A 12,860-nucleotide genomic window follows, 5' to 3' on the forward strand; every position below is an offset into this window, starting at 1 on the left:
GGTTCGGGACCTACCAGCCGAGGAGTCCTTTGGCGATGTGGGTGGTCTGGATCTCGTTGCTGCCCGCGTAGATCATGAGGCCCTTGGCGTCGCGGGCGAGCTGCTCGACGTGGTACTCGGTCATATAGCCGTTACCGCCGAAGAGCTGGACGGCTTCCATGGCTACCTCGGTGGCCGCGCGGGAGGAGTAGAGCTTCATGGCCGAAGCCTCGGCGAGTGAGGGGAACGTGCCTTCGCGGAGTTTGGCGATGGTCTGGAAGATCATGTTCTGGGTGTTCAGCCGGGCGATCTCCATCTCGGCGAGCTTGGCCTGGATGAGCTGGAACCGGCCGATCTCCTGGTCCCACAGCGTGCGCTCGCGGGCGTAGTCGACGCAGAGTCGGTGGCATTCGTTGATGATGCCCAGCGACAGCGCGGCCACGCCGATACGTTCGGCGGTGAAGTTCGCCCTGGCGCTGGCCCGCCCCGCGTCGCTCCGGGTGTCGCGGCCGCCGGGCGTGGGTTCGGCGCCACCGAGCAGCCGCTCGGGTCCGAGATGGATCTGGTGGAAGGACAGCTCGCCGGTAGGGGAGGAGCCAAGCCCCATCTTCTTGAACGGCGTGGACCGTTCCAGGCCATCCATGTCGCCGTCGAGGACGAAGGTCAGCACCGGCCGCTCCCGCAGGGGTGTGCCGTCCTGCTCGTCGAGCTTGGCGTAGACGACGATGGTGTCGGCGTACGGGCCGTTGGTGATGAAGGTCTTGTGCCCGGACAGCACGTAGCCACCGCTGCCGTCACGGCGGACGGTGGTGGTCATGCCGCCGAAGGCGTCGGATCCGGCTTCGGGCTCGGTGATCGCCCACGCGCCGACCTTGTCGAACGTCAACAGCGGCGGCACCCAGCGTCGCTGCTGCTCGATGGTGCCGGTCGAGGCGATGGTTCCCGCGGCGAGGCCGAGGCTCACACTCGCCGAGGCCAGGATCCCCAGCGACACCCCGGCCAGCTCGGAAATGGCCACAAGCAGCATGCTTTCCTGCCCGGCCAGCCGGAACCCGGCGCCGCCCGCTGCGGAACCGTCATTGTCCTCACCGGGTGCGGCGGTGGATGTCGCTTCGTGGTGCTCGAGATACTGCTCGAACGCCTCGGTGGCCATCGCGCCCACGCCGAAGCTGGAGAACAGCTTGCGGATGATGTCGTACGGCGGCACCTTGCCGCTTTCCAGCTCGTCGCGGTAAGGGCGGATCTCGTTGTCGATGAACTCCCGGATGGCCTCGCGGATGAGCTCGTCGGACTCGGACCACTCGATCATGACGAGGCCTCCTCGGGCAGCCGTGCGGCGATGTCGTCGATGCGCCATGGGCCGTCGGTCTCGATGGTACGCACCCCGTGCCAACCTGCCAGCTCGGTGATCGCCCCACCTTGGACCCCGAAGACCTTGCCGGTGAACGGGCACTTCTCGGTGGCGAGGTAAGCCACCAGCGGGGAGATGTTGGCTGGCGAGAAGGCGTCGAACTCACCCTCGGGCACCTCCTGAGCGAACAGCGCGCCCATGCCGGGGGTCGCCAGGGTCAGCCGGGTGCGGGCGATGGGGGCTATGGCGTTCACCCGCACCCCGTAGCGGTCGAGCTCGGCGGCGGCCACCTGGGTCATGGCGGCGATGGCCGCCTTGGCGGCACCGTAATTGGCCTGTCCCGCATTCGGCATCGTCAGCCCGGAGTCCGAGGCAGTGTTGATCACCGAGGCGCTGACCTGCTCACCGGCTTTCGTCCGGTCCTTCCAGTAGGCAGCGGCGTGACGCAACACCGCGAAATGCCCTTTGAGATGCACATCGATCACCGCATCCCACTGGGTTTCCGCCAAGCCCGCGATAAAGCCGTCGCGCAGGATGCCTGCGTTGTTGACCACCACGTCAAGCCGCCCGAACTCGGTCACCGCCTGCTCGACCAGCTCGCGGGCGTCGTCCCAGTCGGCGATGTTGCCGGTGTTGGCCACCGCACGGCCACCGGACGAGGTGATCTCGTCTGCCACCTCACGTGCTGGTCCGGCATCGGCCCCCTCGCCGTCGTTGCCGCCGCCGAGATCGTTGACCACCACGGTCGCGCCCTCGGCGGCGAACAGCAGCGCGTGCTCGCGCCCGATCCCGCGCCCCGCCCCGGTGATCACGGCGACACGTCCGTCCAGTACACCCACAGTCGACGCTCCTTGCTCGTTGTGCTCGTTGTCGTGAATCGGGTCAGTCGGCGATCTCGGCCAGCCCGTCGGTGATCACCCGGGTCTCGCCGACCGTGGTCTCGTAGATGTAGCTGGTCACGTCGCCGTCGCGACTCGACCGCCAGAGGCGGGTGGTGATCTCCTGGCCGGGCAGCACGGGCTTGGAGAACCGCACCGCCAGCTTGCGCAGCCTGCCCACATCGGACCCAGCCAGCTCGGTGAGTACCGCCCAGGACGTGAACGCCATGGTGCAGAGCCCGTGCACGATGATGCCCGGCAGCCCGGCGTCCTTGGCCACCTGCTCGTCGAGGTGGATCGGCATGGGATCGCCCGCCGCGGGGCTGTAGCGGAAGGTCTGGTCCTCGTCGATGTGCGCGGTCACCTCCGCAGCCGGCTCGCTGTCTCGCAGCGCGTCGTCGAAGCGGTGTTCCGGGGCGAGCTCGCCGACTGTCTCGCCGCAGTCGAAACCGCGTACGAAGAACGTCACGTACTGCTCGTTGACCAGGTCGCCCGCTTCGTCGCGGCTCTCGGTGTACACGCACGCCCTACTGCCCTTGGCCAGCCCCTGGTAGCCGAGCATCCTCGCACGTGAGGTCAGCACGTCGCCTGGCTTGATCGGGCGGTGGAACCGGAAGTCCTGCTCGCCGTGCACGATCCTGCCGATCAGCGACGGGGGCACTACCTCGAGCGCGGGCTCCATCAGCGACTGGAACACCGGCACGATCGCGAACACCGGCGCCGCCACATCCCCGGCGGTGTGCGCGGCGATCGGGTCGTTGGTCGCCGCCGCGTACTCGGCCAGCCGCTCGCGGGTGACCTCGAACCGGGTCGGTTCGGTCCAGCTGCCGACCCCGCTCGGGTCGAACCGCAACTCCTCGCTCATCCCGTGCCTCCAGGATCCCGCTCAGCTGACCAGCGCAGCGAAGTTCGCCATGGACTCGTCCAGCTGCTTCTGCGCATCTTTCTCCACGGCCTTGCCCAGTGCCCCGACGATCATCTGCCCGCTGAACTCGGCGTCCAGTGTGGCCAGCGTGCCGCCATCCTCGCTGGGGGCGGCCGACAGCGTGATCGACACCCGCACGCCTGCCATCCCGGTCCCGGAGATCTTGGCGATCTTGGGTTCGTCGTATTCCTCGACGGTCCAGGTAATGGTGTTGGGCATCCCCAGCATCGACACCACCTGGGTGATCTGGCTTCCCTGGGTGAATCCGTCGGGGACCTCACCCTTCCACTTGGAGTGGATGGTCAACCACCGCTCGAAGTTGGCTGGGTTGGCGAACACCTGCCACACCGTCTCCGGTAGGGCAGGGATCGTGACCTCGGACGTGACCGAACCCATGGCTTCTCCTTTCCCGGCAGGCAGCCGGTTGTCGTGATCGATGCCTACCGTTGGGCAGGCCGGTAGGCGGTGACGACGGCGGCGCCGCCGAGACCGATGTTGTGTTGCAGCGCGGCGGCGCCCTTCGACGCGGCGCCGTCCACCTGGCGGGGTCCTGCCTGGCCGCGCAGCTGCCAGGTGAGCTCGGCACACTGGGCCAGTCCGGTGGCACCGAGCGGGTGCCCCTTGGAGATCAGCCCGCCGGAAGGATTGACCACCCACCGGCCGCCGTAGGTGGTCGCCCCCGCCTCGATCAGCGAAGGCGCCTCACCCTCGCCGCACAATCCCAGGGCCTCGTAGGTCAGCAGCTCGTTGGCCGAGAAGCAGTCGTGCAGCTCGATCACCGCGATATCCTCCGGGCCGAGTCCCGACTGCTCGTAGACCCGGCGCGCGGCCTGGGCGGTCATGTCGTAGCCGACGATGTTCTTCGCCGTGCCGTCGAAAGTGGAAGTGAAGTCGGTGGTCATGGTCTGCGCGGCAATCTCGATCGCCTGCCCGGCCAGGTCGTGGCTGGCGACGAACTCCTCGCTGGCGAGGATCGCCGCGCCGGAACCGTCAGAGGTGGGGGAGCACTGGAGCTTGGTGAGCGGCTCGTAGATCATCTCCGCGTCGAGGATCTCGGCGAGCGAGTAGACGTCCTGGAACTGCGCGTACGGATTACCCGCCGAGTGCCGGTGGTTCTTCTCGCCGATCATCGCGAAGTGCTCCGGGGTCGAGCCGTGCTGTTTCATGTGCTCGCGGCCCGCGGCCCCGAACATCCACGGCGCGGGTGGCATGGCCACTTCGGAGATCTCGGCCAGCGCCTGGATGTGGTTCATCATCGGCTGTTCGCGGTCGTCGTAGGTGGCCCCGAGCGAGCCGGGCTGCATCTTCTCGAATCCCAGCGCCAGCACGCAGTTGGCCGCGCCGCCGCGGATCGCCTGCGCCGCCAGGTACAGCGCGGTCGACCCGGTCGAGCAGTTGTTGTTGACGTTGACCACCGGGATCCCGGTCATGCCCAGCTCGTAGACCGCCCGCTGCCCCGAGGTCGACTCGCCGTAGACGTAACCCACATAGGCCTGCTCGACGGACTCGTAGGGCAGGCCGGCGTCGGCCAGGGCGTTCGTGCCCGACTCGCGGGCCATCGCCGGGTAGTCCCACCCCTCGCGGCGACCCGGTTTCTCGAACTTCGTCATCCCCACACCGACGACGTATGCCTTGCTCACCACAGCGCTCCTTCGTTCGCGTGCCCGCAGTCGCCGCACGGGCGACGCCGGTACCGCCACCACATGCCAGAAACATACATACCTGATTGCCGACGGGCAAGGCGCGAGCCGGGCTGAACGATATGACTAAGCAGGGATATGAACTCGATAAACAGTCATGACGACCTCTGTGTCAGTGATTCAGATCACTGACACAGAGGTCTGTGGTGCAGAACTTACAATCAAAACTGACGTTAAGGTCTGGGTGGTGCCGGGACCGGGTTCACCGGCCGAGCAGCGAGGCCACGCGTCCGATGTAGTCTTCGCGCCCGATGTACCCACCAGCGCGGCCCGGCGGAACGGCCAGCCCGTCGACGAGCCGGCCGAGGTGCTCGATGACGTTCTCGACCGCTGTGACACGGGCGGCACGGAGAACGTCGACGTCGCCGGGGCGCAGTGAGCCGTGATTCAGGTGCCAGGCGGCCGAATCCAGCAGCGTGTCGATACCGTAGAGGTGGCGTGCCGCGTCGAGCATGCCGTGCCACGGATCGCAGCCGGTGACGGCTTCGTCGAACACCTGGAGCGTGCGGCGCACGAGGTGTACCCGGGCGAGTTGCTCGATACTGGGGAGATATCGGCCGGGATCGTCCAGGTCGACATGGTTTCGCAGCTGGTCGGCGAGTACCCGCTCGTGCAGCGACGCGAGCCGGAGGGTGCTGCGAGCGTCGGGGGTGTCGATACCCACTGCCCCTGGCACGGCGGGAGCATCGGTGCCCGCGAGCAGTCGCTTGCCTGCTTCCAGCAGTAGCAGGCGGCTGTCCCCTCCGGCGGCGTGGAACGATTTCGCCATGTCCTCGTAGACGCTGATGCGGTTGGTGTGCAGCACGCCGTGACAGCCGCAGAGCCGCCTGCAGGTGGCGGCCACGGTTTCGAGCGTGGTGGCTGCGGCGACCTTGGCGAGGGTGCGGTCGGCGTCACCTGCGAGCCATGGCGCGTAGCGCGTGGCGCCTGCGCCCCTGGCAGCACCGGAGGTGTGGTTGAGCCGCTCGTCGACGAACTCGTGGCCGACACGGTCGGCGTAGCACGTGATGGCATAGACCTGGGCGATGGCGGAGGCGAGTTCGGCGCGGTGGGGGGCCAGCCGCAGCACCGGCGTTCCGGGGTCGCCGACGAGGCGTTGGGTCGTGAATCGGGTGGTGATCGCGGCCGTGGCGCGGGCGGCGGCGGCCAGCGCCACGGCCGCGGAGGCGACGGCCGCGTTGACGCCGCCAAGGGAACGTCCCAGCCGTTGCTGCGGTGTCAGCGGATCATAAGCACCGGTCGAGGTGATCTCCGCGTTGTCGGCGAGCCAGCAGCCGTAGGGGAGTTCGGCATGGTCGAACCGGATGACCGAGTAGTCCAGCGGCATCGGTGCACCGCCTGGCACCGTGGCGATGTCGACCCTCGGGTGCGGGAGGCGAACGGCGAACGCGTGCACCCCGTGATCGGCGCCGTCGACGACGAGCCGGGCGTTGACGACCGCGACACGGGCCAGCCCTGTCCATCCCGCGTTAGGCATGATCTTCAATGCCGCGTCGTCCGGGGTATGCAGGGTGAACGTGCCCGCTTCACGCCCGTACCGTGCCTCGGTTCGGGTGGTGGACTGGGAACTGCCCCGGCCGAGCTCGGTGCTCACGATCACGCCGGGGGCGGTCATCGCGTCGAGGTCAGCGGTAAGCCGGTCCAGGTCCTCGTTGGGGTGCCCGCACTCGACGAGCGCGGTGGTGGCCACGCCGTAGTGCACCATCGCGGCGTGCATCAGCGTGGGGTCGACGATCCCGGCCCATTCCATCCCGGCAAGCAGGCGCTCGGGAGCGCGGTGTACCTCCCGCGCGGGACCGAGGACGCCGCCGAAGGCCCGCAGGCGCTGGTACGTGGCGTTGACGCCGGTGAGGTTCGGATCGAACTCGGGCTTGCCGAGCAGCTCGTCCAGCTCGGCCCAGACGGGCATACGGTCACCGAACAGCGGGTTCGGGGTCATCGCGGCATCACCTCGGTGTACCAGTAGGGACGGAGGTTCCAGGCACGCTGCGGGTGCCGTGATCGCGCTGTCGGTTGGTCGGGTGGGGCGGCGACGACGGCGTGGGCGTTGGCGCCGGAAACTCCGAAACTGGAGACGGCGGCGCGCCTGCGCCCCCGACACGGCCACGGCTCCAGCGTGGTGGGCACCCGGAGTGCCGAACGCTCCCAATCGATGACCGGGGCGGGTTCCTTGTGATGCAGCGACGCGGGTATCCGGCCGTGCTGGAGCGCGAGGACGGTCTTGAGGAGCCCTGCGATGCCGGCTGCGGGTTCCAGATGGCCGATGTTGGTCTTGACCGATCCGACGAGGCACGGACCGGGGTTGTGCCCGTAGACCTCGTGCAGGGCCGCGAGCTCGACGCCGTCACCGACCTCGGTTCCTGCGCCGTGAGCCTCCACGTAGGCGATCTCGCCGGGGCCGCACCCGGCGTCGGCGAGCGCCGTCCGCATCATCCGTACCTGCCCGGGCACGCTGGTGGCGACGATGTTGCGTGCGGAGCGCCCGTTGGCGTTGATCGCGCTGCCTTCGAGGACTGCACGGATCGGGTCGCGATCGTTGAGGGCGTCGTCGAGCCGTTTCAGCACGACGGCGCCGATACCCTCGGCACGGGCGTAACCGTCGGCGTCAGCGCTGGCGAACGCGGAACGACCGTGCGGCGACAGCACCCCGGCGAGACCGGGGGACGGTCCGGCGTGGGGGTTGAGGATCAGGTGCGCTCCAGCGGCGAACGCGGTGTCGACCTCACCGGCGCGTAGCGCCCTGCACGCCGCGTGGACCGCGGTCAGTGACGCGGAGCACGAGGTGTCCAGGGTGATCGACGGCCCCTGAAGGTCGAAGAAGTGCGAGACCCGGCCCGAAAGGAAACTCTTCAGCCCGCCACCGGACAGCGTGTACATGTTGGCGTCGGCCACGGGCGTTGACAGGTCCCAGTAGTCGGAATGGGACTCGCCGACCCAGACGCCGGAGCGGGGGCCCGAGATGTCGTCGGTGTTCATGCCCGCGTCGTCGATGGCTTCCTGCACGGTCATCAGCAGGAGGCGCAACCGGGGGTCGCTCCGGTGCGCCTCGCGCGTGCCGAACTCGAAGTACCCGGCATCGAAGCAGGCGACGTCGTCGATGAACCCGCCGAACGACATGACCTCGGCTTCACGGTAAGGGGCACGGTCCGGCGGTACGGTCCGCACGGCGGTGCGCCCGCTGTGGAGCAGGTCCCAGAACTCGGCGGGGTTGCTTGCCCCCGGGAACCGGCAGGCCGCGCCGACCAGCGCGACGGGCTCGGGTCCGTGTGCGGTGGCCCCGGTGTCACGGGCGGTGATGCCGATGATCGCGTCGCGGCAGTCGGTCACGGTGAAGTGCCCGGCATCGAGGAAGTGGAGGGAGACGTCCCCGCGCGTGATCTCGTTCCAGGCCATGAGGTCAGCGATCTCGAACAGCGGGTCGCGCGCTCCGGCGATGGCGGTGATCGGGCAGCGAAGCGTGTGGCCGTTCGGCCGGTATCGGCCGATGGCGGTCGCGTCGGCCCGGACCACGTCGACGTTGGCGCGAAGCGTGTCCCGAGCGGACTCCGGTGCGCCGCCGAGGCGGATGACCTCGTCGACCATGTCCGCGTCCGGTAGGTCGTGCAGGGAGGAGAATCGGCGGGCGGGCAGGTGCGGGGGCGGGGCGGACAGCACGATCAGCCGTTCCGGACCAGGCGCGTCGCGTTCGGCGAGGTGCGTGGCCACGGCGTGGGCGAGCCAGGCTCCCATCGAGTGACCGAGTAGCGCGTACCGGCGGTCGCCGAGGAGGGGGAGGACGTCCTCGGCGATCCCCGTGGCTAGGTCCCACAGTGACGCAGGCAGCGGCTCGTGCGCCCGGGGTCCCCTGCCGGGGAGGATCAGCGGTAACACGTCGACGCCGGGGATGCGCCACTCGCCGAACAGCGACAGCGGTGCTCCCGAGTACGGCAGGCAGACGAGGTGCTGGTCGGCGCTGGGGTTGGGCTCACGTGCCAACCACGGTGTCGATGGCATGAAGGCTCCTCTCCACAGTGGTCCTTTCCGTAGGGTGGCTCCACCGGGTCGTTCGACACGGGTCAGAACTGGGTGTACCCGCCATCGATGTTGATCGTGGTTCCGGAGATCGCGGCACATTGCGGCGAGGCAAGGGTGCGGACGATGGCGGCGACCTCGGCGGGATCGATAATGCGGCCGAGGTCGCCGGTGAGCCGGGCCGCCAGCTGCCCGAAGTCGAACCCGGCGGCTTCGATCGGCGCCTTGGCCTCACGTTCGACCAGCTCCGTGTCGGTGATGCCGGGGCAAACGGCGTTGACGGTGACGCCGCGCGTGGTGGTCTCCTTGGCGAGGGTCTTGGTGAACCCGATCAGGGCGTGCTTGGTGGTGGAGTAGCCGATCAGGCCGGGGATGCCGATCTTGCCCGCGATGGAGGCCATGTTGATGATGCGGCCGTACCCGCGCGGCAGCATGTGACGCAGGGCTGCGCGGCAGGCCCAGAATGCCGAGTTGACGTTCAGCGTGAAAGCCCGGTCGAGGTTGTCCTCGTCGAGCTCGCTCAGCGGGCGACCCTGGTCGATGACCCCTCCGGCGTTGTTGACCAGTACGTCGATGCGCCGGTACTCGGTGACGGTCTCCTCGATGAGCTCGCGGACCTGGGCCGGGTCGGTGACGTCGCAGGGGATGTATCGGGCGCGAGCGCCCGCGTCGAGCCCGGCGAGTGCTTTGCTGCCGCGTTCGGCGGAGCGGCCGGAGATCACCACGGTGTCCCCGTCCGCGAGGAAAGCCTCGGCGCAGGCGAGTCCGATGCCTGCGGTGCCACCGGTGATGACGGCGATCTTCGCCATGGCAGTGTCCTTTCGCGAGTCAGGAGCAGGTGAAGGCGAGGACGGTGTTGTGCCCGCCGAACCCGAAGCTGCTGGAGAGAGCGGTGTCGAATCGTCCGGATCGGGCGTATCGGATGACGAGGTCGAGCGCGCCAGCCTTGTCACACGGGGTGTGAAGGTTCGCGGTCGGCGGCACGGTCCGGGTGTGCAGCGCGAGCGCGGTGTAGGCGGCCTCGATCGCCCCGGCCGCGCCAAGGGTGTGGCCGGTCACGCCTTTCGTGGAGGTCACGACCGCGTTCGGGGTGGTCCTGGCGATCACCTCGGCCTCGGCGACATCGCCGGTCGGGGTCGAGGTGGCGTGCGCGTTGACGTGGTCGATTTCCTCCGGGGCGAGCTCGGCGGCACGGCAGGCGTCGCGGATCGCGGTCGCGGCCCCGTGGCCCTCGGGGTGCGGGGCGGTGATGTGGTACGCGTCGGAGGTGGTGCCGTACCCGGCGACCGTGGCGTAGGGGCGGGTACCGAGCGCGGCGGCGTCGGTCTCGCGTGTCAGGACAAGGACTGCCGCGCCTTCGGCCATGACGAAGCCGTCGTGGCCCGCGTCGAACGGGCGTGAGGCGCTGGCCGGGGGGTGCTGCCGTCCCTGTGACAGGGCACGGAGCTTGTGGAAACCGGCCACGTGCAGGGGCGTGACGCTGGCGTCGCTGCCGCCGCAGACCACGATGTCGGTGGCACCGGACCGCAGCAGGTCGAGCCCGATCCCGATCGCGGTCGCACCGGACGCGCAGGCGGTGGAGACGATCATGCTGGGGCCCGTCGCGCCCAGTTCGATGGACAGGTTGCCTGCCACCATGTTCACCAGGCCCCTCGGCAGGAACCGGGCGTTGACCGCCTGCGGGCCGCCTGACAGGAAGCGCGCGTGGTTCTCCTCGAACGTCTCGACTCCGCCGAACGCGGTGCCGATCACGACAGCCATGCGCGCGTCGGCACGCTCGGAGGGGGTGAGCCGGGCCTCGTCGAGTGCCTCCCTGGCCGCGATGAGCGCGAGCTGGGTGCTGCGATCGTAGTGGCGGGACAGGCGGCGACCCGTGAGCCGGTCCACGTCGAAGGTGTCCGGGACGACGCTGGCGAATTCGACAGGGGAGCCCGCGAGGGTGTCGACGGCGCGTGCGGTGGTGATTCCCGCGCGAACCGTTTCCCAGTTGGTGGTTCGATCGATGCCTGCGGGGGTGACCAATCCGATCCCGGTGATGGCTGCGGGCGCGTGCCCGCTCATGTGCCGTCCGTTTTCGCTGCGACGAGGCCGATCAGCTGTTCCACCGTGTTGTTGGTGCTCAGCTCCTCGTCGTCGATGGTGATCCGGTACTGCTGCTGCAGGAGGTCGGCGAGTTCCACGGTGGCCACGGAGTCGATGCCGAGATCGTTGAGGGACCTACCAGGGGAGATCTCGGCGTCGGGGACGTCGAAGTTCGCGGTGAGGATGCTGGTCAGTTCGCTCGGCAGGTCGGGCATGCCTGCGTCTCCTGTGCGGAAGGGAAACTGTGGTGGGCGAGGGTTTCCAGGTTCACACGGGCCGAATCCGGGTCGGTACCACTCAACGAGCTACATTAGGTAATATATCAGTTACTTAAAGTGATTATTTGTGCATTGTGGACGGACGCCGCATCCTGGTCGAGCGTGGAGTTCCCGTCATCGCGCCCGTGCCCCCTGCGGCCCATCGCCGGGCCCGCGCCGCTTGCCTGGGGGCTATGTCGTAGTACCCGGGGACGGTGTGCTTCGCCTGGACACGATGAGGCGGAAGCCCGCGTCCCATTCGGTGAGGTCGAGCAGCTCCCGGTAGCGCTCGTGCCACCGGCCGGACAGTAGGTCCTCGCGCAGCCGGACGAGGCCGCGCTCGACCGCCCCCGCGGGGGCCTGTGCCAGTGCGGAACAACCGCGCCGCACCTGCGGGGACAGGTACGCGCCCGGGCGTTTCCAGTAGGCGGGGAACACGCCGTCGGTGAAATCCGCGGGCACCGGCAGCGGCGTCACAGGCTCGGCGTCCAACTCTCCGGCGATGTCGTCGGCCGAGGGACGGCGCAGCTCCAGCTCGGCGATCTCGGGGACGTAGTCGCGAACGAGCCAGAACTCGCTGTGCCGTCGCGTGTCGTAGGCGAGCACGACACGTAGCGGGGCCACGCGGCGCAGCTCGGCCAGGCCACGTCGCCAGTCCGGCCAGTGGTGCACGGTGAGTACCGCCAGCGTGGCATCCACCGCGTCATCTCGCAGCGGCAGCGCCTCGGCCATGGCGCGCACCACGGGTGCCGCGGTAGCCGGTCGTTGCCGGATCATCGTCTCGGACGGCTCGACCGCGTACACCGCGCGGCAGGCCGGTTCGTAAGAACCCGTCCCGGAGCCCACATCCAGCACCGACCGGGACGGCCCCAGCGCCTCGAGGATGGCCGACATCCATCGCGCATCGGTACGGCGCGTGGTTGCGTACCCTGCCCCGATACCGTCGTACAGCTCGGCCACCCCGACCACTCCCACTGTTCGCTACCGGCAATGCAGGTGATCCTATGCGTCGAACGTCGCTGGGACGCCGGGGCGATAGCAGGCTCGTGGCCTGTGCTGTCGCCACGGAGATTGACGGCGCGGGCGGTGATCGGTACGTTTCCGGCCGGTGTCTTCCCACTACCCCTCACCGGTGTTGGTTGTCGGGGGAACCGGCATGCTCGGACCTGCCGTCCGAACCCTCGCGAGGGACGGCTCACTCGTCCTCAGCGTGGCGCGACGTCCCGAGCGCCTTGGACAGGTTCCCGGCGTCATGCCGGTAACCGGTGACTGGGCTCGGCCGGACGATCTGGCCGAGGCAGTGGCCGCGGCGATCGCGGCCACTGGCTGCGGCGCACCGCGCGGCGCGATCACGTGGGTGCACTCGCCGCATACCGCTGCGGTCCACACGGCGATCGCCCGGCTGCTCACCCGTGACGCCGTGGTGGTCAACCTCCGCGGCAGCGCGGGCAGAGACCCCAGCCACGATGCGGCGCACGTGCCGGATGCCTTCGCTCAGCCGCGTCGGTACCGCGCGGTCGTACTCGGGTTCACCGACACCGCCGGTGGTGGCACGCGCTGGCTCACCCATCGCGAGATCTCGGATGCGGCGCTGCGCGCGCTGAACGACGAGGAAGCGGTTCAGATCGTCGGGCGAATCAGTCCGTGGTCCGATCGCCCGTGACCGGGGCGTCCGGC

General features: G+C 69.0%; 12 protein-coding genes. 1 reads left to right on the forward strand and 11 read right to left on the reverse strand.

Going from position 1 to position 12,860, the window contains the following annotated elements; all coding sequences use genetic code 11:
* Positions 1 to 10: 10 nt before the first annotated feature.
* The 11 genes from F8178_RS05590 to F8178_RS05640 form a co-directional block, all read right to left on the reverse strand.
* The gene (locus F8178_RS05590) at positions 11 to 1,288 is read right to left on the reverse strand and encodes an acyl-CoA dehydrogenase family protein (protein ID WP_317493581.1); all 1,278 of its coding nucleotides are present in this window, start codon (positions 1,286 to 1,288) and stop codon (positions 11 to 13) included.
* Positions 1,285 to 2,169 (reverse strand): SDR family oxidoreductase, encoded by an 885-nt coding sequence (locus tag F8178_RS05595; protein WP_317493582.1) that lies wholly within the window; start codon positions 2,167 to 2,169, stop codon positions 1,285 to 1,287. Before F8178_RS05595 ends, F8178_RS05590 begins: the two co-directional genes overlap by 4 nt.
* Before the next feature lie 43 nt (positions 2,170 to 2,212).
* Positions 2,213 to 3,073, reverse strand: coding sequence for a MaoC/PaaZ C-terminal domain-containing protein (locus F8178_RS05600; RefSeq protein ID WP_317493583.1), 861 nt, complete (start codon positions 3,071 to 3,073; stop codon positions 2,213 to 2,215).
* A 21-nt stretch (positions 3,074 to 3,094) separates the two neighbouring features.
* Positions 3,095 to 3,529, reverse strand: a complete 435-nt coding sequence (locus F8178_RS05605) for an SRPBCC family protein (RefSeq protein WP_317493584.1) — start codon at positions 3,527 to 3,529, stop codon at positions 3,095 to 3,097.
* 44 nt (positions 3,530 to 3,573) lie between these two features.
* A complete protein-coding gene (locus F8178_RS05610; protein ID WP_317493585.1) occupies positions 3,574 to 4,776 on the reverse strand; it encodes a lipid-transfer protein in 1,203 nt (400 codons plus the stop codon).
* A gap of 259 nt (positions 4,777 to 5,035) precedes the next feature.
* The gene (locus F8178_RS05615) at positions 5,036 to 6,772 is read right to left on the reverse strand and encodes a hypothetical protein (RefSeq protein WP_317493586.1); all 1,737 of its coding nucleotides are present in this window, start codon (positions 6,770 to 6,772) and stop codon (positions 5,036 to 5,038) included.
* Complete coding sequence (locus F8178_RS05620) at positions 6,769 to 8,826, reverse strand: beta-ketoacyl synthase N-terminal-like domain-containing protein (protein ID WP_317493587.1); 2,058 nt, start codon at positions 8,824 to 8,826, stop codon at positions 6,769 to 6,771. Before F8178_RS05620 ends, F8178_RS05615 begins: the two co-directional genes overlap by 4 nt.
* 62 nt (positions 8,827 to 8,888) lie before the next feature.
* Entirely contained in the window at positions 8,889 to 9,653 is a 765-nt protein-coding gene (locus tag F8178_RS05625; RefSeq protein ID WP_317493588.1) for an SDR family oxidoreductase, read from the reverse strand.
* A 19-nt stretch (positions 9,654 to 9,672) separates the two neighbouring features.
* The gene (locus tag F8178_RS05630) at positions 9,673 to 10,905 is read right to left on the reverse strand and encodes a beta-ketoacyl-[acyl-carrier-protein] synthase family protein (RefSeq protein ID WP_317493589.1); all 1,233 of its coding nucleotides are present in this window, start codon (positions 10,903 to 10,905) and stop codon (positions 9,673 to 9,675) included.
* A complete protein-coding gene (locus F8178_RS05635; protein WP_317493590.1) occupies positions 10,902 to 11,141 on the reverse strand; it encodes an acyl carrier protein in 240 nt (79 codons plus the stop codon). The genes F8178_RS05630 and F8178_RS05635 overlap by 4 nt, the downstream gene beginning before the upstream one ends.
* A gap of 234 nt (positions 11,142 to 11,375) precedes the next feature.
* Complete coding sequence (locus F8178_RS05640; protein ID WP_396345078.1) at positions 11,376 to 12,077, reverse strand: class I SAM-dependent methyltransferase; 702 nt, start codon at positions 12,075 to 12,077, stop codon at positions 11,376 to 11,378.
* Positions 12,078 to 12,291: 214 nt separating this feature from the next.
* Between F8178_RS05640 and F8178_RS05645 the strand changes: the two genes are divergently transcribed.
* Positions 12,292 to 12,846: a hypothetical protein gene (locus F8178_RS05645; RefSeq protein ID WP_317493592.1), complete on the forward strand. Its 555-nt coding sequence runs from the start codon at positions 12,292 to 12,294 to the stop codon at positions 12,844 to 12,846.
* Positions 12,847 to 12,860: the final 14 nt, after the last annotated feature.

Source organism: Haloechinothrix sp. LS1_15 (assembly GCF_033042135.1).
In the GTDB taxonomy this organism is placed as follows: domain Bacteria; phylum Actinomycetota; class Actinomycetes; order Mycobacteriales; family Pseudonocardiaceae; genus Haloechinothrix.

Bases quoted from the DNA above. Each gene is read 5' to 3' on its own strand.
- F8178_RS05590 (WP_317493581.1), bottom strand. From the start codon at position 1,288: ATGATCGAGTGGTCCGAGTCCGACGAGCTCATCCGCGAGGCCATCCGG.
- F8178_RS05600 (WP_317493583.1), bottom strand. From the start codon at position 3,073: ATGAGCGAGGAGTTGCGGTTCGACCCGAGCGGGGTCGGCAGCTGGACC.
- F8178_RS05605 (WP_317493584.1), bottom strand. From the start codon at position 3,529: ATGGGTTCGGTCACGTCCGAGGTCACGATCCCTGCCCTACCGGAGACG.
- F8178_RS05615 (WP_317493586.1), bottom strand. From the start codon at position 6,772: ATGACCCCGAACCCGCTGTTCGGTGACCGTATGCCCGTCTGGGCCGAG.
- F8178_RS05620 (WP_317493587.1), bottom strand. From the start codon at position 8,826: ATGCCATCGACACCGTGGTTGGCACGTGAGCCCAACCCCAGCGCCGAC.
- F8178_RS05625 (WP_317493588.1), bottom strand. From the start codon at position 9,653: ATGGCGAAGATCGCCGTCATCACCGGTGGCACCGCAGGCATCGGACTC.
- F8178_RS05630 (WP_317493589.1), bottom strand. From the start codon at position 10,905: ATGAGCGGGCACGCGCCCGCAGCCATCACCGGGATCGGATTGGTCACC.
- F8178_RS05635 (WP_317493590.1), bottom strand. From the start codon at position 11,141: ATGCCCGACCTGCCGAGCGAACTGACCAGCATCCTCACCGCGAACTTC.
- F8178_RS05640 (WP_396345078.1), bottom strand. From the start codon at position 12,077: ATGTCGGCCATCCTCGAGGCGCTGGGGCCGTCCCGGTCGGTGCTGGAT.